At 62.9% G+C, this 18,933-nt stretch carries 19 protein-coding genes; 9 read left to right on the plus strand and 10 right to left on the minus strand.

Features of this window, described 5'->3' with window-relative positions:
• Nucleotides 1–254 precede the first annotated feature (254 nt).
• Nucleotides 255–1,454: a chromate efflux transporter gene (chrA, locus tag LMTR21_RS07450; protein WP_065752814.1), complete on the minus strand. Its 1,200-nt coding sequence runs from the start codon at nt 1,452–1,454 to the stop codon at nt 255–257.
• Nucleotides 1,455–1,852: 398 nt separating this feature from the next.
• On the opposite strand from chrA, the gene LMTR21_RS07455 reads away from it, so the two are divergent.
• Nucleotides 1,853–2,953: an acyltransferase family protein gene (locus LMTR21_RS07455; RefSeq protein WP_065752815.1), complete on the plus strand. Its 1,101-nt coding sequence runs from the start codon at nt 1,853–1,855 to the stop codon at nt 2,951–2,953.
• A gap of 97 nt (nt 2,954–3,050) precedes the next feature.
• Here the strand turns inward: LMTR21_RS07455 and LMTR21_RS07460 are convergent, their stop codons facing one another.
• From LMTR21_RS07460 to pqqA, 7 genes are all read right to left on the minus strand, one after another.
• Complete coding sequence (locus LMTR21_RS07460; RefSeq protein ID WP_065752816.1) at nt 3,051–3,716, minus strand: DUF4286 family protein; 666 nt, start codon at nt 3,714–3,716, stop codon at nt 3,051–3,053.
• 12 nt (nt 3,717–3,728) lie between these two features.
• A complete protein-coding gene (pip, locus tag LMTR21_RS07465) occupies nt 3,729–4,715 on the minus strand; it encodes a prolyl aminopeptidase (protein WP_065752817.1) in 987 nt (328 codons plus the stop codon).
• Nucleotides 4,705–5,916, minus strand: a complete 1,212-nt coding sequence (gene pqqE / locus LMTR21_RS07470; protein ID WP_065752818.1) for a pyrroloquinoline quinone biosynthesis protein PqqE — start codon at nt 5,914–5,916, stop codon at nt 4,705–4,707. The genes pip and pqqE overlap by 11 nt, the downstream gene beginning before the upstream one ends.
• Complete coding sequence (gene pqqD, locus LMTR21_RS07475) at nt 5,913–6,221, minus strand: pyrroloquinoline quinone biosynthesis peptide chaperone PqqD (RefSeq protein ID WP_065752819.1); 309 nt, start codon at nt 6,219–6,221, stop codon at nt 5,913–5,915. The genes pqqE and pqqD overlap by 4 nt, the downstream gene beginning before the upstream one ends.
• Nucleotides 6,222–6,223: 2 nt before the next feature.
• Nucleotides 6,224–6,979, minus strand: a complete 756-nt coding sequence (gene pqqC, locus LMTR21_RS07480; RefSeq protein ID WP_057835729.1) for a pyrroloquinoline-quinone synthase PqqC — start codon at nt 6,977–6,979, stop codon at nt 6,224–6,226.
• Between the two features lie 20 nt (nt 6,980–6,999).
• On the minus strand, nt 7,000–7,929 hold the full coding sequence (gene pqqB / locus LMTR21_RS07485) for a pyrroloquinoline quinone biosynthesis protein PqqB (protein WP_065752820.1): 930 nt from the start codon (nt 7,927–7,929) through the stop codon (nt 7,000–7,002).
• A gap of 144 nt (nt 7,930–8,073) precedes the next feature.
• Nucleotides 8,074–8,154 (minus strand): pyrroloquinoline quinone precursor peptide PqqA, encoded by an 81-nt coding sequence (pqqA, locus tag LMTR21_RS07490; protein WP_057835625.1) that lies wholly within the window; start codon nt 8,152–8,154, stop codon nt 8,074–8,076.
• Nucleotides 8,155–8,460: 306 nt separating this feature from the next.
• Between pqqA and LMTR21_RS07495 the strand changes: the two genes are divergently transcribed.
• From LMTR21_RS07495 to serA, 7 genes are all read left to right on the plus strand, one after another.
• On the plus strand, nt 8,461–8,718 hold the full coding sequence (locus LMTR21_RS07495) for a DUF6894 family protein (protein WP_065752821.1): 258 nt from the start codon (nt 8,461–8,463) through the stop codon (nt 8,716–8,718).
• 185 nt (nt 8,719–8,903) lie between these two features.
• Nucleotides 8,904–10,223, plus strand: a complete 1,320-nt coding sequence (locus LMTR21_RS07500) for a PQQ-dependent sugar dehydrogenase (protein WP_141688281.1) — start codon at nt 8,904–8,906, stop codon at nt 10,221–10,223.
• Nucleotides 10,224–10,357: 134 nt separating this feature from the next.
• Nucleotides 10,358–10,924 carry a c-type cytochrome gene (locus LMTR21_RS07505; protein ID WP_065752822.1) on the plus strand — a complete coding sequence of 189 codons (567 nt, stop codon included), beginning with the start codon at nt 10,358–10,360 and terminating at the stop codon, nt 10,922–10,924.
• Nucleotides 10,925–11,037: 113 nt separating this feature from the next.
• Nucleotides 11,038–12,429 carry an amidase family protein gene (locus LMTR21_RS07510; protein WP_065752830.1) on the plus strand — a complete coding sequence of 464 codons (1,392 nt, stop codon included), beginning with the start codon at nt 11,038–11,040 and terminating at the stop codon, nt 12,427–12,429.
• A 12-nt stretch (nt 12,430–12,441) separates the two neighbouring features.
• On the plus strand, nt 12,442–12,918 hold the full coding sequence (locus tag LMTR21_RS07515) for a glutathione peroxidase (protein ID WP_065752823.1): 477 nt from the start codon (nt 12,442–12,444) through the stop codon (nt 12,916–12,918).
• 17 nt (nt 12,919–12,935) lie between these two features.
• Nucleotides 12,936–13,184: a DUF3297 family protein gene (locus LMTR21_RS07520; protein ID WP_065752831.1), complete on the plus strand. Its 249-nt coding sequence runs from the start codon at nt 12,936–12,938 to the stop codon at nt 13,182–13,184.
• Nucleotides 13,185–13,310: 126 nt separating this feature from the next.
• Nucleotides 13,311–14,570, plus strand: coding sequence for a phosphoglycerate dehydrogenase (gene serA, locus LMTR21_RS07525; protein ID WP_065752824.1), 1,260 nt, complete (start codon nt 13,311–13,313; stop codon nt 14,568–14,570).
• An 831-nt stretch (nt 14,571–15,401) separates the two neighbouring features.
• Here the strand turns inward: serA and LMTR21_RS07530 are convergent.
• Both LMTR21_RS07530 and LMTR21_RS07535 read right to left on the minus strand, forming a co-directional pair.
• Complete coding sequence (locus LMTR21_RS07530; RefSeq protein ID WP_065756011.1) at nt 15,402–16,754, minus strand: malonyl-CoA decarboxylase; 1,353 nt, start codon at nt 16,752–16,754, stop codon at nt 15,402–15,404.
• Nucleotides 16,755–16,872: 118 nt separating this feature from the next.
• On the minus strand, nt 16,873–17,673 hold the full coding sequence (locus LMTR21_RS07535; RefSeq protein WP_065756012.1) for an AraC family transcriptional regulator: 801 nt from the start codon (nt 17,671–17,673) through the stop codon (nt 16,873–16,875).
• A 68-nt stretch (nt 17,674–17,741) separates the two neighbouring features.
• On the opposite strand from LMTR21_RS07535, the gene LMTR21_RS07540 reads away from it, so the two are divergent.
• Nucleotides 17,742–18,923, plus strand: a complete 1,182-nt coding sequence (locus LMTR21_RS07540; RefSeq protein WP_065756013.1) for an MFS transporter — start codon at nt 17,742–17,744, stop codon at nt 18,921–18,923.
• Nucleotides 18,924–18,933 lie beyond the last annotated feature (10 nt).

An 18,933-nucleotide genomic window follows, 5' to 3' on the forward strand; every position in this document is an offset into this window, starting at 1 on the left:
TACCTTGTCCGCGCCAACAACCGGAACGCGGCCTCATTTTGCCTTGCGAACGCTTAACGAGCGTTCTTGTGGTTTTTGAATTGGATCATAGGCTTATCTTATTAGAGCCATTCCAGACGCGGCACACAAGCCAATTTTGCGCGATCTCAAGCTTTCAATTGCATAGGAGCTTGGACTTAGCGTCGCAGCATTGATGTGGCACCGCAGCATGTGCAGTGCACTTTTGATTCAATGCTGAATGAACCAAGCAGACGTTAGATCATCGGCAACGCAGCGCCGGCCGCCGCAAGAATGACGACGACGATCCATGGCGGCAGCTTCCACACCGTAAGCAGCAGAAAGCCCGCAAGCGCCACCGCGAAATCGCGCGGCGTGAGTACCGCGCTGGTCCAGACCGGATTGTAGAGTGCGGCGCCGAGGATGCCGACGACGGCGGCATTGGTGCCGCGCATCGCGGCCTGTGTATTGGGGCGCTGGCGCAGCGCATCCCAGAACGGCAGCATGCCATAGACCAGCAGCAGCCCCGGTAGCGACAACGCGATCAGCGCAATCACCGCGCCGGCGAGGCCATTGGGAGCGGGGCCTGTGACAGCGCCGAGATAGGCCGCAAAAGTGAAGAGGGGCCCGGGCACGGCTTGCGCCATGCCATAGCCGGTGAGGAAGTCCGCATTGCTGACCCAGCCCGGCGCTACCACTTCCGCCTGCAACAGCGGCAGCACGACATGTCCGCCACCGAACACCAGCGCGCCGGAACGGTAAAACGCATCGAACAGGGCAAGGCTTTGCGAGCCGGTCTTTGCCGCCACCAGCGGCGTGACCAGGAACAGCACCGCGAACAACACAAGCGTGGCGACGCCAAGCCGATGCGATACTGAAAATCCGAGATGGCCGGTTGGCTCGGGTCCTGCTCCACGGCACAGCCACAGTCCGGCCACCGCGCCAAGGGCGATGGCGCCGATCTGCCCAAACGATCCGCCGATGAAGACCACGATCGCAACGGCCGCAAGCGCGATGGCGGCACGCTCACGGTCCGGCGTGAGACTCCTGGCCATGCCCCAGATCGCCTGCGCGACGACGGCGACCGCGACCAGCTTGAGCCCGTGCAGCACCCCTTCGGCGAACGGGCCGGTGAAGACCGTCGCGCCGAGCGCAAAGGCGAACATGACGACGGCGGAGGGCATGGTGAAGGCCAACCACGCCGCCAATCCGCCGAGCAGGCCGTTGCCGCGAAAGATGCCGAGCGTGAAGCCGACCTGGCTGGAGGCCGGCCCCGGCAGGAACTGGCACAGCGCAACGATGTCGGCATAGCTGCTTTCACTCAGCCATTTCCGCCGCTCGACGAATTCGCTCCTGAAGTAGCCGAGATGCGCGATCGGCCCGCCAAACGACGTGAGGCCGAGCTTGAGGAAGGCGGCGAAAATCTCGGCGATGTTGCCCACGGGCTTTTCCACCATGCATGCGACTCCATTGGCGGCTGAAGGTAACGGGAGCCGGCAATGTCACCAAGTGTGTGAGGCAAGCTTTATCAAGGAAGCAGATGCGTATGGCATCCATTACATCCGAAACAGGACGTCAGTTCATGAAGAACATTAGCGACACAATTGAAAGTGATATGAGAGACTTCGGCAGAAGTTCTCATCTGTCTTCTCGGGGCGTTCGCCCAATATGCGAAGAGAAATCGAAGCCGCTTGACGCAAGCGCTGGCCGTGCGGACCCGCTCTGAAATCGAGCGATGCTTGCCAGAAAGCAAATCTCGCCCAGCGGTTTACTCGACATGTATTAACAGCACCTTCATCGGAAGTTCCTACGTTCGCGGCATTGCCATTTGTTCCCATTCCGGAACGCTCAGATCATGCCGCCAACCGCACATCCAAATTCGCGCGTCGAAGCGCTCGATCTGCTGCGGCTCGCGGCCGTGCTGGCCGTCGTTCTCTACCATTTTGGCTTCTGGGGCCCGGCCTCGCATGGGATACCGCAGGTGGCGCTGCCCTGGCTGACGCCGATCGCCAAATACGGCTATCTCGGCGTGCCCGCCTTCTTCGTCATCAGCGGCTTCGTCATCGCCTATTCGGCCGAGGGCCGAACGGCGACCGGCTTCGCCATCGCCCGCTTTAGCCGGATCTACCCGACCTTCGTCTTCTGCATGACGCTGACCTGTCTCGCGATCGTGGTGTTGGGCCCGCCGCACTTCGAAACCGGCATCAGGCAGTGGCTCGCCAATCTGTTCATCGCAGCGCCCCCGCTCGGTCAGCCCTATATGGATACCTCCTACTGGTCGCTGGTGATCGAAGTGATGTTCTATGCCTGGGTCGCCGTCCTCATCGCGGCCGGGCTCTTTCCGCGCCGGATCGATGCCATCATCCTGGTCTGGCTCGGCATCACCTTCGCCAATGAGCTGACGCTCGACGCTCCGCTGCTCGAGAAGCTGTTTCTCACCGATGATAGCGGCTTCTTCGCCGTTGGCCTCCTGATCTATCAGTTCTATCGCGGCCGCCGCGGACCGGCGCTGTACGGTATGTTCGCGCTGTCGATCGGCACGGCGGTATTTCAATCCATCCACAAGACGGTGAAGCTGGCGCCGCTTACCGGCGGCACGTTCGACGCATGGACGGTAGCGGCGATCTGTCTCGCATCGATCGCGATCATCTTTGTGGCCACGCGCATCCGCCATGTGCCGCTGCCGTCTGCACTCGTGCTCGCGGCCGGCGGTCTCACCTATCCGCTCTATCTCCTGCACATGCAGTTCGGCTACGTGCTGCTTACCCGTCAAGCGCCGGCCAACCCGGTCCCGTCGGTGGTGGCAATCATTCTTGCCACGACGCTATTGGCCTGGATGGTGTGGCGCTTTGTCGAACGGCCGGCGCAGCGCTCAGTCAGGGATTTCCTGTCGGGCCGCGCCAGCCGGTTCGGATGGCGGCTCAAGCTGCCCGCGGCGGTCGGGGGCAGCGTCTAGGGCATGATCCGGAAAAGTGTGTAGCGGTTTTCCGAAAAGATCATGCTCAAACAAAAAGCTAAAGCGGGATGACAATTCGAGGAAGAGTCATCAGGCTTTAGCTGCCGATATCGCCCTTCGCCAGATCCCACATCAGCCGGTAGATACCGCTCGAGATCGTCAACGGCTTCAATGCGATATTGCCGCTGAAGCGCAGCATGGCCGCGGGCAATGCGCCAACGTCGGTGGCATCGATCAGCAGGAACCAGTCGCCGGCGCCGGAATTGGGCGCCGAGGGATCATCGGTGATCGGCTTCGACAGCGCCGGATCGCTCTCGATCAGGTGCAGCGAAATGATGCCGTCGAGCTGTGCCGGATCGAGTTGCTCGTGCAACGCAGCGCGCAGTTTGTCCTCGCCGCCCGATGGCCTGAGCCTGATGATGCCGAGCGCCGCGCCGCGGCCGGTACCCCGGCTGATGGTGATGCGCGCCACGGCGCGGATCATGTTCTGGAAGCGGGCGATGTTGGCCTTCGACCACGCCGTCTGGTTCGCCAGTGCGGTGCGATAGGCCGGGCTGTCCAGCACCTCAAAGGTTTCGGTGGAATAGAGGCTGAGATATTTCGGATTGCCGTCATGGGCGACATAGCGGCGCGCTTCGAGGAAGCCGTCGATGGCAACGCGCTCTTCGAGATGTTCGCGGTCGTACCAGCGATTGAACTCGGCCTCATGCTCGGCGTCGATGTTCATCGACGTCAGCAGCATGCCTTTTCCCGCCATCGGCATTTTTCTTGATTCCTATTTGCTGGTTCGGGACGCCATGTCCGCGATCGCCCTCATCACGGCGTCGCGGACGCCGGGATCGTACAACGTGTGGCCGGCGCCTTCGATCACGCGGATTTCGGTCTCGCGCCAGATCGCCGCGAGCGCATGCGAGGTCGCGGGTGGACACAGCAAGTCGTAGCGCCCCTGCACGATGATGCCGGGAATGCCGGCGAGCCGTTCCGCTTCGCGCAGCAACTGGTTCGGCTGCATGAAGCAATCGTTGGAGAAATAGTGCGCTTCCATGAACGGCGTGGCCGGCATGCTCTTTGACGAATTGAGTGCCGTCAGATCGAGGCGCGTGCGGTTGGGCGTGTGTTCGGAAAGGATACGTTCGGTCTCGCCCCAGGCCCGCGCTGCGGGAATGTGCACGTCGGGACTGGAATTGAGGATCCTGCGAAAATAGGCCTGCAGCGGTTGCGCGCGTTCGTCTTCCGGTAGCGTGCTGATGAAGTCGTCGTAAAGGCCGGGGTAAAACCTTGGCAGCGTTTTGAGAAATCCGTTTTCGATTTCTTCGATCGTGCCGAGGAAGGTTGCGCGCAGCACGATGCCGCTGACGCGGTCGGGGTGAGCCTGCGCATAGGCCAGCGCCAGCGTCGCGCCCCAGGAGCCGCCGATGACCATCCAGCGCTCAAAGCCAAATTTCTCGCGGATCGCCTCCATGTCCGCGATCAGATGCGGCAAGGTGTTGGCTTCGCGGCTGCCCTTGGGGCGGCTGCGGCCGGCGCCGCGCTGGTCGAACAGCACCGCATGGAAACGCTCGGGATCGAACAGCCGGCGATGATCCGGCTGGCAGCCGCTGCCGGGCCCGCCATGCAGATAGACCGCGGGAATGCCGCTCGTGCAGCCGACGCTTTCGACATAGATGTCGTGACCGTCGCTGACCGCGAGCTGCTCCGACGTCAGCGGCGCAAACGGATCGGCACGCTTGATGGATTTGCCGGCGTCGGCGTCAGGCGCCATGTTCGCCTTCCGTCTCCAGCGTGCCGCCGGCGAAATTGCGATAGAGGAAGCGGTCCTGGTGCGCGGCGGCCTCGCGCTCGGCCTGCTTGAAGATCTGCTCATGCATCGGCGACAGCGTGCAGGCCGGATCGGTATTGCCGGCGTCGCCCGTCAGCGCAAACGCCTGGCAGCGGCAGCCGCCGAAATCGATCTCGCGGAATTCGCAGCTCTTGCAGGGCTCGGGCATCCAGCCGGTGCCGCGGTAGCGGTTGAAGGCCTCGGAATTCTGCCAGATCCAGGCGATCGAATGGTTCGAGCGAACGGATTCGAACTCCAGCCCGGTGATGCTCTCGGCCGCATGGCAGGGAAGCACCTTGCCGGCCGGCGAAATGTTGAAGAACTGCCGGCCCCAGCCGCCCATGCATTTCTTCGGCCGCAGCGCGTAATAGTCCGGCACCACATAGTCGATGGCGAGAATGCCCTTCAGCCGTGTCGCGGCCTCCTCGACGATGCGGCTGGTTTCCTCGATCTGTTCGAGCGTCGGCATCAGCGCGGCGCGGTTCTTCAGCGCCCAGCCGTAATACTGGACGTTGGCGACTTCGAGCCGGTCGGCATCGAGATCGACCGCCATCTGGATGATGTCGGAGAGCTGGTGCAGGTTCTGGCGGTGCATGACCGCGTTCACCGTTAGCGGCATGTCGAGCTCGCGCGTCCATCTCGCGGCTTCGATCTTCTTCTCATGCGAATTCTTCAATCCGGCGACGCGATCGGCCACGACGGGCTCGTTACCCTGGAAACTGATCTGCACGTGGCAGAGCCCGGCATCGGCGAGTGCTGACAGCTTTTGCTTGGTCAGCAGCACCGCCGAGGTAATGAGATTGCTGTACAGCCCGACATCGGTTGCGTGCTGCACTAGTTCGACCAGGTCCTTGCGCGCGGTCGGCTCACCGCCGGAGAAATGGATCTGCAGCACGCCGATCTCGGCGAGCTCGCTCAAGACCTTCTTCCATTCCGCGGTGGTGAGTTCGCTATTGCCACGATCGAGTTCGATCGGATTGGAGCAATAGGGGCATTGCAGCGGGCAGCGGTGGGTCAGCTCGGCGAGCACGGCGAGGGGAATGCCGAACGTCTCCGCGGTCGAGCGCTTCTGCTCGAGCACCGCGAGTCCGTCGCTGGGGGCGGCGGTGCCGGTTGTTTTGCCGTCTGCGAGAATGTCGCTCATGACGTCTTCTCACGCGCTCCGGTCAGAAAACCCTTGTCGGCGAGGTCCTGCAGCATCGCAACCACATCGGTGGCAATCGCCTCGCGGGGAGCTGTGTACTTGATGGTAAGCTGGTCGATGATGTCGGCGACGCTGCGCACGCCGTCGCAAAGCTGCAGCACCTCGACCGCAATCTCGTCTGGCGCCAGCACCCGCTCCGGCGCCAGGATCACCCAGACCTGCCGCGTCTCATCGAATTTCAGCCTGGCGTGCCGCGGCAATTTCGGCCGGCTCGCCTCGCTGACACTGATGTTGCGGCTCGCCATCGCTAATCCCCTTTGGGCACGAACGCGCCGGGCGGTATGTGGCCCTCGACATAGGCATGATACAGCGCGTCGAGCTGAACCCATAGCACATTGGTCTTGAAGATCAGCGCGTTGCAGACCGCCTCGCGCTCGGCATGCGTCTTCGCATGCGCCTTGACGTATTCCAGCGCAAAGCCTGCATCGCGAGGCGCCTGGCTCAGGCGGCGGCTGAAATAGCTCATGATGTCAGGATTGACGAAATCATAGTGCTGCAGCATCCCGGAGATGCGCTCCTCATGCAGGTTCGGCGCGAACAGTTCCGTCAGCGAGGAGGCGATCGCCTCCAGCGGCGTCTTGTCCCGGCAGAAATGCACATAGGCCTCTACGGCAAACCGCGTTGCCGGCAGGATGCCTTCGGTCGATTCCACATAGGCGCTGTCGAGCCCGAGGCCCTCGGTCAGCTTCAGCCAGCGTTCGATGCCGCCTTCGCTGCCGACGTCGCCATCGTGATCCTCGATCCGGTGCCGCCACTCGACCCGGGTCGCACGATCGCGGAACCTCGAGATCACCATCGCATCCTTCAGCGGGATCGTGCTCTGGTAATAATAGCGGTTCAGCGCCCAGGCCTGCACCTGTCCCTTGTTGAGCTTGCCGCCGTGCAACAGGCGGTGAAACGGATGCAGGCTGTGATAGCGCGTCGCGCCGATATGGCGGAGCGTCGCCTCCAGTTCCTCGGCATTGTTGAGCGTAATGCCCTTGCCGATCGAGAGCGCGGTCATTCCGCTGGTAGGCACGACATTCACAGCGTGATCTCCGTTCCATCGGCTGGAATCTGCCAGCCCGCCTGTTCCAGTGCCGTTCGTTCGTCCGAGCCGGCGAGCAGAGCGGGGTTCGAGTTGTTGATATGCAAGAACACCCTGCGGCCGATGTCGAGGCCGGCAAGGCTCTCGATCGCCCCATGTTCGCCCGACATCGAAATATGGCCCATGCTCTGTCCCGTCTTGGTGCCGAGGCCCTGCGCGATCAATTCATCGTCGCGCCACACCGTGCCATCAAAGAACACCAGCGCGGCGCCCGAAAGGCGCGATTTGAGATCGTCGGTCACATCAGCGCAGGCGGCCAGGAAATAGAAGTACTTGCCGCTGGCCTTGTCCAGAATCCGCAAGCCCAGCGTATCGCCCGCGCCATCGCCGCCCGCCGGATGCGCCTTGCCTTCGAGATACCACGCGCCCTTGCCGGGAACCGCGAAGGGAAGGATTTCGATGCCTGACGGCGAGCCGTCAGGCAAAGCGGGCTCGAACGCGACGTCCATCTCGATCGCCCGCCGCTTCACATTGTTTTCGCCCAGCACGTTAAAGATGCTGTTGGATCGCAAAATCGCAAGCACCCGCTCATGCGCATAGAGCGTGAAGGGGGAGCCCTCGCGCATCGATAACAGCCCTGCGACCGCATCGACTTCGCCATTGGTCAGGATCACGCCGGCGATCGGGTTGTGCCTGAGCTGGCCAGCTTTGGGATGAAGCTGCGGCGTCGCGATCAATTGCTGGCGCAGGTCGGGCGAGGCGTTGATGAGATACCAGTGCTCGCCGTCGGCGCTGACCGCGATCGAGGCCTGGGTGCTCTGCAATTCCCGATTTTCGGTTCGTGCCTTGGTGCACACCGCACACCCGCAGTTCCACTGCGGAACGCCGCCACCGGCGGCGGCGCCCAGGACGACGACGCGAAGCATGATCCGTCTCCTGGAGATTCAAACTTGAAGATGCGAACTGCTACAAACACCACAAGGTGGACTCCGGACTCAGACACAACCCCGCGATCGGGGATGCGTCATGCCCGCAAATCCACCTGCGTGAGAAATGATAGGCGCTACCGCTTACTTGCGGGTGGCACACATATACATGTTGATTTCCATGCCGACCGGCACTTCGACGATTTTCGGCGCTTTCCAGGCCATTTAGCCTCTCCCTTTGCTACCGGACGAACACCGCCCATACCCTTAAGGTACTGCGGATCAAAAAGTTCGCCAGTTAAATCTTTTTCCCGGAACTCCTAATTGTTATGCTGCGCTGCGAAGACGCTTTCACGGGGTTGTGCGGCGCGTTCCGGTCAAATCAACGTGGGATCAAGCGTTTCGCTGTTGTTCGCAGCGCCGCGAATGGCAATTCTGGGAGGACGGAGCGCTGCCGGCTTCGGATGAAAGAATTTGTGAGACAGTGGCGGCCTCCGGTGGCGGGGCCTTAATGGAATCAGGTTTCAGCCGATGCCGAGATATTATTTCAACACCCGTATCGGCGATGAGCTGATTTCCGATCCCGACGGCGAAGTGCTGGTCGATCCCGATCGCGCCTGGGAAATGGCGCGCGCCATGATCCGGGAGCTGCTCAAGACGGATGGTGCCGAAGGGGCGCTTCTTAGCGCCACCATCGAAGTCACTGACGACGACGGCGAGATCGTGCTGGAGTTTCCGTTCGCGGAAGCGATCCTCGACGCGCCCGGCGGGTCCATCACCCGGCACTGACCGCGCGCGAGAAGCCCGCGGAACGCTTCGCAACGCCGTTCGTTACGGCAGGTGCAACTTGCGAGCGGTAGGTTTCCGATTGCGCACCTACAGAGAAATATGGAGAGTGCCGGCCGGGAAAGCCTCCGGCGCTGGCGTCATATCGGCCCGCGCAACGAGAAAGGCTTCCGCCAGGGAGAACGCCGATGATGAACTACGTGTCGGTGCCGCGCAGCCTGTTGCTGTCCGGCGCATTCTTGACTGCCTTCGCGCTGAATGCCGCGGCCCAACAGGCCGCCGATCCGCCGGCCGCCGCGCAGCAGCCCGCTACGCCACCGGCCGCGGCAGCGCCACCGCCGGCTGCGGTCTCGCCGGGGCTGCCTCCAGGCTCGCCGTTGATCGGCCGTCCCGCGGGCAATGAAGCCGCCGCCAAGCTTGCGCCGAATGCGCCGCCGCCGATACCTGCGGCGCCGGATAAATTGCCGACGGCGAAGCTCAAGGTGCCGGCCGGTTTCAACATCGAGGTGTATGCCGCCGGCATGGCGAACGCCCGCTCGCTCGCGCTCGGCGACAAGGGCACGGTGTTCGTCGGCAGCCGCCTGGTCGACAAGGTCTATGCCATCGTCAACAAGGACGGCAAACGCGAAGTCAAGGTGCTGGCCTCCGGCCTCTATCGGCCGAACGGCCTCGCCTTCAAGGACGGCACGCTCTACATCGCCGAACTGTCCAAGGTCTCGAAGATCGAAAAGGTCGAGGACAACCTGGACAACCCGCCGAAGCCGACCGTGATCTTCGACAAGCTGCCGAAGGATGAAGCCCATGGCTGGAAGTTCATCGCCATCGGTCCCGACAACAAGCTCTACGTTCCGGTCGGGCAGCCCGGCAACAACGTGCTGAACGACGACGAGCATGGCCTCATCAGGCGGATGAATCTCGACGGTTCGGGCGCGGAAGTCATCGCCCGCGGCGTTCGCAACACCGTCGGCTTCGACTGGCATCCGGAAACCAAGCAGCTCTACTTCACCGATAACGGCCGCGACTGGATGTCGGAAGACGTGCCGGAGGACGAGCTCAACCGCATCACCAAGGTCGGCGAACATTTCGGCGCGCCGTTTTGCCTGCAGGGCAACATCGTCGATCCCGAATTCGGCTGGGGTAAATCCTGCAGCGAATACACCGCGCCGGTGGGTCTGCTGGGGCCGCATTCCGCGGCGCTTGGCATGCGCTTCTACACCGGAAGCATGTTCCCGAAGGCCTACAAGAACGCGGCCATCATCGCCCGGCACGGCTCCTGGAACCGCTCCAAGAAAGTGGGCGGCGATCTCGTGATGGCCAAGTTCAACAAGGACGGCACGATGAAGTCGATGGAGCCGTTCCTCACCGGCTTCCTGGAAGACAATAAATATATCGGCCGCCCGGTCGATGTGCTGCAGATGAAGGACGGCTCGCTCTTGGTCTCCGACGACTGGAACGGCGCCGTCTACCGCATCACCTACGGCAAACAGAAGGTGGCGGGGAAGTCGTAGTCGGAGCTAATCCACGACATCGTCATGGCCGGGCTTGTCCCGGCCATCCACGTCTTCGGTGCTGTGACGCAGTCAAGACGTGGATGCCCGGCACAAGGCCGGGCATGACGAGCCATGTTGCAAAGTATTCATCAATGCGAAAAAAAATCCTGGCCTTGGCGTTCGCCTCCATCGCCTTTTCCGCCAACGCCGAAACCATCGAACAGCGCATCGCGCCGTGCCTCGCCTGCCACGGCGAGAAGGGCCAGTCCGAAACCGAAAACACGCCCTCGCTCGGCGGTCAGCAGGCGCCTTATACGTTGATCCAGCTCTTCATGTTCCGCGAGAAGCTGCGCGTCTTCGAGCCGATGAACGAGATGGCAAAGGGGCTTACCGACGACGATCTTCGCCTGTTCTCGGACTTCATCGCCAAGATGCCGAAGCCCGAGGCGCCAGGGGAAAATGGCGATCCGGCGCGGATGCAGCGCGGCCAGGCGCTGGTACAACAGCACCGCTGCGACACCTGCCATAATCCTGATCTGTCGGGGAAGGAAAACGTCCCGCGCATCGCCAATCAGCGCGAGGACTATCTCGCCAAGACCCTTGCCGAGTACAAGGACAACAGCCGCCACGGCTATGATGCCAGCATGGCCGACGTGATGGCCCCAATCTCGGTCGCGCAGATCGTCGATCTCGCCTATTACATCGCCCATATGCGCTAGCTTTGGTCAACCTCGCCCCGCTTGCGGGGAGAGGGAGCGCGCCCTGCCATTTCCTCCCGCTGGCATTGCCCTGCGCCTGGCGCTACAAGGGCGGCAATCGGATGGAGTTTTGCATGCAGGATCTCTGGCGTTTGTCGGCTGCGGAAATGGCCTCGCTGATCAGGTCGAAGAAAGTCTCGGCCAGGGAGGCGGCGACTGCCGCGCTGGCGCGGCTCGATGCGGTCAATCCCAAAATCAATGCCGTCGTCGACCATAGGCCCGAGGACGTTCTGGCTCAGGCTTCCGCCATTGATGCCGCGATCGGGCGCGGCGAAGACACCGGCCCCCTCGGCGGCGTGCCCGTCACGGTGAAGGTCAATATCGACCAGGAGGGCTTTGCCACCACCAACGGGCTGAAACTGCAACGCGATACCATCGCAAAGAGCAACAGTCCGGTGATCGACAATCTACGCAAGGCCGGCGCCGTCATTCTCGGGCGTACCAATTGCCCGGCGTTCTCCTATCGCTGGTTCACCACCAACCTCATTCATGGCGATACCAAGAATCCGCGCGACCCCTCGATCACGCCGGGCGGTTCGTCCGGCGGTGCAGGGGCGGCGGTCGCGGCCGGCATCGGGCACATCGCGCACGGCACTGATATCGCGGGCTCGATCCGCTACCCGGCTTATGCCTGCGGCGTGCACGGCCTGCGGCCGACCATGGGACGCATTGCGGCGTTCAACGCGGCGCTGCCCGATCGTCCGATCGGGCCGCAGATCAGCGCCGTCTCCGGCCCGCTGGCCCGCACCATCGGCGATATCAGGATCGCGCTGACCGCGATGTCGGCGAAGGATTATCGCGATCCCTGGTGGGTGCCGGCGCCGCTGGACGGGCCGGCGATGCCCAAGCGCGTCGCGATGTGCCTAAACCCTGACGGCCTTGATCCCGTGCCCGAGGTGAGGGCCGCTGTTGCCGACGCCGGCAAGCGGCTGGAGCGTGCCGGATGGATCGTCGAGGAAATCGCGAATACGCCGCCGCTACGCGAGCCTGCCGATCTCCAGACAAAGCTCTGGCTCGGCGACGGCTATGAGGCGCAACTCGAAGCCGCCGAACGCGAAGGCGACCCCGGCGCATTGGCCTGCCTGCGCGGCAACCGCGCAAAGGTGCATCCATTCGATCTGTCCAAGGTGCTGACGCGGCGCGCAACGCTGACGCGCGAATGGCTGGCGTTCTTCGAAAACTATGCCGTGCTGCTGATGCCAGTATCGGGCGAATTGCCGTTCCCCGATCAGCTCGACTGCAAGGACGAGGCGTCGTTCGCGCGCGTCTGGCATGCGCAATTGCCGCAGATTGCCATTCCCTTCATGGGGCTTCCCGGGCTAACGGTCTCCACCGGGCTGGTGGGACGCATTCCCGTCGGCGTGCAGCTGGTTTCCGGGCGCTACCGCGAAGATCTCTGTCTCGCCGTGGGCGAGGCAGTCGAAGCCGGCGAAACGCCCGCGGCGGCGATCGATCCGGCGGGCTGAACAGAGAGGACCATGCCAGGCGTTTATGATTTTACGGCGCAGTCGCTCGACGGCGAAGAGGTTCCGCTGAAGCGGTTCGAGGGGCACGCGCTCCTGATCGTCAACACCGCGAGCGCCTGCGGATTCACGCCGCAATATAAGGGGCTGGAGCAGCTGCATCGCGACTTCGCGCCGCGCGGCTTTGCGGTGCTCGGCTTTCCCTGCAACCAGTTCGGCGGCCAGGAGCCGGGCGACGCCAAACAGATCGAGGAGTTCTGCACGAGCAAGTACGACGTGACCTTTCCGATGTTCGCCAAGGTCGACGTCAACGGCAGCCAGGCGCATCCGCTGTTCAATCACCTGAAGAATGCGAAATCGGGATTGCTGGGTTCGTCGATCAAATGGAATTTCACCAAATTCCTGGTTGACCGGTCGGGTGGGGTGGTCGGGCGTTACGCGCCCACCGCCATCCCCGAGGGACTAAGAAAAGATATCGAGGCACTGCTGTGAGCGAGACCAACAAAGCGATGAGCGACCAATTTCCCGACCGGCTTTCGGTCGATCCGAACAGCCCGTACTACAACGCCGAGATCCTCGCGCGCGATGTCGGCATTCGCTTCAAGGGCGTCGAGAAGACCAATGTCGAGGAATACTGCATCAGCGAAGGCTGGGTGCGCGTCACCGCCGGCAACGCCAAGGACCGTTACGGCAACCCGCTGACCATCAAGGTGCACGGCCCGGTCGAGCCGTATTTCCGGGATAAGCCGAAGTCCTGAAGAGGTCTCTCGTTCGTCATTGCGAGCGAAGCGAAGCAATCCATATCTCGGCACAGGGAAAGATGGATTGCTTCGTCGCTTCGCTCCTCGCAATGACGGCATAATCTGAAGAAGGACGCTACGATCTTGGCCACCACGCTTCCCCAACTCTCGCTTGCAAAGGACAAGATCCGGGTCTTGCTCCTGGAAGGTGTCAACGACAGCGCCGCGCAGATGATCGAGGCTGCCGGCTACTCCAACATGACGCGCCTGTCCAAGGCGCTCGAGGGCGATGCGCTGAAGGAGGCCATCAAGGGCGTGCATCTGCTCGGCATCCGCTCGCGCACGCAAATCACGCCGGATGTTCTCGACGCCGCGGACCGCCTGATCGCGGTCGGTTGTTTCAGTGTCGGCACCAACCAGGTGGACCTCGACGCCACGCGCCGGGCTGGCATTCCGGTGTTCAACGCGCCGTTCTCCAACACGCGGAGCGTGGCGGAACTCGTGATCGGCGAGATCGTCATCCTGCTGCGCCGGATCGTCGCGCGCTCGAATGCGGCCCATGAGGGGCGTTGGGACAAGTCGGCCAACGACAGCTACGAGGTGAGAGGCAAGACGCTCGGCATCATCGGTTACGGCAATATCGGTTCGCAGCTCTCCAACCTCGCCGAAGCGATGGGCATGCGGGTGATCTTTTATGATCACACCGACAGGCTTCGTCACGGCAACACCGAGCCGACCGCGAACCTGCATGAACTCCTGGCGCAAAGCGACGTCGTGAGCCTGCATGTGCCGGAAACTCCCGCCACGCACGGCATGATCGGGCGCGAGGAGATCGCTGCGATCAAGCACGGGGCGTATTTCATCAACAACAGCCGCGGCACGGTCGTGGACCTCGAGGCGCTCGCCGACGCGCTGCGCGAGAACAGGCTTCGCGGCGCCGCGGTCGATGTCTTTCCGGTCGAGCCGCGCTCGAACGCCGATCGCTTCGTCTCGCCGCTGCAGGGACTGGAGAACGTCATCCTGACGCCGCATATCGGCGGCTCGACCGAGGAGGCGCAGGAGCGCATCGGCGCCGAAGTCGCACGCAAGCTGGTCGATTACAGCGATTCCGGCTCGACCATGGGCGCCGTCAACTTCCCGCAGGTTCAATTGCCGTCGCGGCCGTTAGGCACGCGTTTCATTCAGGTGCAGCGTAACCTGCCGGGCATGCTCGGACGTTTGAACGAAGTGCTGGCGCGCCATGCCGTCAACATCGCCGCGCAATATTACGAGACCGCCCACGACGTCGGCTACGTGGTGCTTGATGTCGACGCGTCGGCCGCCGACGGCCAGCGCGTGCTCGCGGACATAAGGGCGCTGGAAGGCACCATTCGGGCCCGGTTGCTCTATGAGTACAAGACTTGAAACAGATCGTAGCCCGCATGAGCGCAGCGACATGCGGGGCCTCTCGCAAAGGCTCGAGTTTGGGAAAGAGTGGCCCCCGCATGTCGCTGTGTGCCCCGAAAGGGCGTGTATCACCAGTGGAGGAAGAATCCACCCAGATAGTTGTCGATAGGTCTGGTAGCTGACGAGCAGGGTGGCTGGGTAACTGGTCACACTGAAGCCTCGTGACAAAGGTCGCCTTGGGCGGTCGAGCAATCCAGCGGGCCGTAACGTGAGTGAAGCCTGAGCAGGCCTCGAAAGTGAAGATGCGGATGCCGACCCGCCAGCGATACGGGGAAGGCCGCACAGATGGGGAAGCAATCGACGCGCGCACCCGTCTGATCCGCCGGGGTAATGGGCACGGCACGGTGGAAAGGTGATGCAGGCAACGGGGGAGACCCGTTTGGGCGAGGGTGGCGGCCTCGACGTCGCGAAAGGCGGCGGCCGGAACGGGAGTCGGACAGGGTCATAGTACTGATGAAACCGGGTAACTCCGGTGGAGGGAAGGACCCTGACTTCGGGCACGCCTTTCGAAGGAGCCGAGGAGTGGTGATTGGCGATAAGCCTGCAAACACCAGTTAGCTCCGGACGCTCCTGAGAAGGCTGTACGACAGAACGAAGGCTGATCAGTCGTGTGTTCTGTCGTGAAGCCAGTCGGAAAGCCGGATGCCGGAAATCGGCACGTCCGGTTTGATGAGCGGGGAGAGGAAACGGAACGTTGCCGCATGGCCCAAGTCACCGCGCCTCTCCTCGACTCTACGCGCTCATGCGGGCTACGCAGGCGCAATATCGGCGATCGGATCAGTCGCCGGCCTACGACAGCCGCATGTCGAGCAGCCGTCGCCCCTCGGTCTTCAGCAGCTTCTTTACCGCGCTCGAAGCTGCGATTTCGCCCTGGTTGGCGTAAGCCTCGTGGTTCTTCTCGATGTCTTCGAGCCGGTAGAGGTAGTTGACCATGATGCCGGCGGATTCGCGCAGGCCCTTGGGCGAGAGATCGCCGAGCCAGTCGATCTTTTCCAGCCGCGCGCCGTTGCCGATGTGGAAGCGGGCGACCGAATCGACCAGCCGTCCTTTGGACGTGCGGGCTTTGAGGAAATAATGCGCCGCCAAGGGCTCGATCACGGTGCGCAGTTGCGCCGTCAGTTCCGCATCCTCGAACCAGTCCGGTCTGTCGAGAGCCTCCAGCAGCGTCCGCTCCTCGTCGCTGAGCGGAACGTCGTCGCCCTTTTTCAGCCACTGCATGAAGCCCGGCACCGGCGACAGCGTGATGAAGGTATCGAGCTTCGGCAATTCGCGCCGCAATTCCTCGGCCACCTGCTTGATCAGGAAGCTGCCGAAGGAAATGCCGCCGAGCCCCTTCTGCGTGTTCGAGATCGAATAGAACACGGCGGTGCGCGCGCGTTCGATCGGCACCGGCTGACGCTCGGCTGCGAGCAGCGGCGCGATCGCGGTCGGTATGGCCTCGGTCAGCGCGACCTCGACGAAGATCAGCGGTTCGTCGTTGAGCTGGGGATGGAAGAAGGCATAGCAGCGGCGATCGACCGGATCGATGCGGCGGCGTAAATCGTTCCAGTCGCGGATTTCGTGCACGGCCTCATAGCGAATGATCTGTTCCAGAATATTGGCCGGCGTCGACCAATCGATCCTGCGCAGCACGAGAAATCCCCTGTTGAACCAAGAAGACAATAGATGCACGACGTCGCGGTCGAGCGCGGCCAGATCCTTGTTGCCCTTCATCAGGGCAAGCAGGTCGGCGCGCATCGCCACCAGGTCGCTGGTGCCGCCGGGCGCGCGGTTGAGCCGGCGGATCAGCTCCTGACGCCGCGGCTCGGAAGCAAAGTGGAGATCGCTGGCGTCAGAATCGTTCGGGTGGCTGCGCCAGCTCTCGATCGCCTGCGACAACTTCTCGCGGTCGGGGCCGAAGTCGCGGGCCAGCGCTTCGAAGAAGGTGAGGCGATGGGCGGCGTCGAGGTCGTGGTAGCGATCGAGCACGTCGCGCGCCAGTGCGGTGGCGGACGCTTCGCCGCGGCCCGACAGCAAGGCCTCGCAGAGTTCAAGCAGTTCGGAGGAGTCCTGGCGGGCGACCGATGGATCGCCCCTGCGCAGCAGCGTACGGCTACGTTCTGAGATCGTTGCGAGAAGGTCGGAGAAAAAGGCGTTGGCCATGCGGTTAAGTCGAATCCAGTGAGGGTGCCGGAAACTTATACGGAATTTAGGGCGGTGCCGATCACAATCAAGCGTATGGACTGTACAGAAATATGTCACGCCTCCGCAAAGGGATTACTCACTCCTTGCCGGCGAATTCCGTCGGCGTCTTGCCGGTAACCTGCCGGAAGGCATGGGAAAACGCAGGCACGCTGGCATAGCCCAGATCCGCGGCGAGTTGCTTGACCGAGACTCCGGCCTCGGTCGACAGCTTCTCGATGGCGGCAGCAATCCGGGCCCGCTGGCACCAGCTCTTGAAGCTCAATTGCGTTTCCGCCGAGAACAGCCGCGACAGCGTCCGCGCCGAGGTGCCGACCTCGCGCGCCAGCGTTTCGATTTCATGGTCGCTGGTCACGTCCGCGAGCACGATGTCGGCGGCGCGCCGGCAGCGCGGCTCATGTGGGAGCGGGATGAAGGTGGCCGAATCCTCGGCCTGGTCGAGCTCCATCATGGCCAGCCGCAACAGAAGCTCCGTCCGCTCGCGGTCGCCGCGATCGTCGAACAGCGCGAGGATGGTCTGGTGCAGGAGCGGCGACACCCGCACCACGAATTCCGCATCGAGACTGTGGCTGCGCGCCTCGCGCTGCAGCCAGTCGATTTCGAAATACAGCGTCCGCATCTCGATGTCGGCGAGCACGTCGATCGCATGTTCTGATAGCGCCGGGACCCACACCGCCCGGTCCGGCGGCACCAGCCAGCGGCCTTTCGGCGTCGTCACCTGCATCGTCCCCTTGGCCGCATAGACGAGCTGCGCCTCGCGGTGCATGTGGGTGTGGATCCGAAAACCCTTCTTGTAGCTGTTGGCGATCATGTGGATGCCGTCGCCGGTCGAGGTGAGGCGCCCGATAATGGCGGCAATTGGCTTTTCGGCGATATTCATTGGCGACATCCCGTCAGGACATCCCCGTATAACCTATTTCAGGACATTACGGGATTCGGGAATCGACCATGAACAGCCCCAGCCGGGTCATTACTTTCGTCAACGCCGCCCATTTCATCGACCATTATGCGATGCTCATTTTTGCGGCTGCCGTCATCATCATGGGGCCGGCGCTCGGCATGGCCTATTCGGAGCTGTTGCCATACGCCACCCCCGGTTTCGTCGCTTTCGGGGCGGGCTCGCTGATCACCGGCTGGCTCGGCGACCGCTGGAGCCGGCGCCACATGATGGTGATCTTCTTTCTCGGCATCGGCGCGTCGATGATCGCCGTCGGCTTCGTCTCGAGCCCGCTGCAGCTCGGCGCGGCGCTGCTGGCGATCGGCCTGTTCGCCTCGATCTATCATCCGGTCGGCACCGCGATGATCGTGTCCTATGCCGACCGGCTCGGCCGCGAGATGGGCCTGAACGGCGTCTGGGGCAATCTCGGCGTCGCGTCCTCCGCGCTGGTCACCGGCGTGATCGGGCAATATCTCGGCTGGCGCTGGGCGTTCATCGCGCCCGGCATCGTCACCATCCTGATCGGCGTCGCCTTTGCGCTGATGGTGGTGCACGAGGACCGCACCGGCACCAAACAGGCGGCGGCGCAGGCGCGCATCGCGAAGCAGGACATGTGGCGGGCGCTGCTGGCCCTGCTGATCGTGGTGATCGCGATTTCCACCACCTTCAACGCCATCACGGTGGCGATGCCAAAGCTGTTCGCCGAGCGGCTGGCCGGCGTGACCAACAGCCCGGCGCTGCTCGGGGTCATCGCGGCCGGCGTCTATGTGTTCGGCGCGATGACGCAGTATACGATCGGCAAGCTGATCGACCATTATTCGCTGAAGACGGTGATGCTGCCGCTGTCGTTCCTGCTGGCGCCGTTCATGTATGTCGCGGCCACGCTGTCGAACCTGCCGCTGATCATTGCTTCCATCGGCATCGTGATGGGCGCGTTCGGCCAGGTCACCGTCAACGACGCCATGGTCGGCAAATACACCACCGAGGAATGGCGCTCGCGCGCCTATTCGGTGCGCTATTTCGTCGGCTTTACCGCAGCCGGCGCCTCCGTCGGCCTGGTGGCATGGCTTTATGAAATGGGCGGCTTCTCCACCATGCTGCAGGCATTCGGCGCGCTGTGCCTGCTGGTGATCGTGGCCGCCATCATCCTGCCGCAGGAGATCAAGGTGCCGGCGGCGCAATCCGCGCCATAGAACATGAAAC

Source organism: Bradyrhizobium paxllaeri (assembly GCF_001693515.2).
GTDB classification, from domain to species: Bacteria; Pseudomonadota; Alphaproteobacteria; order Rhizobiales; family Xanthobacteraceae; genus Bradyrhizobium; species Bradyrhizobium paxllaeri.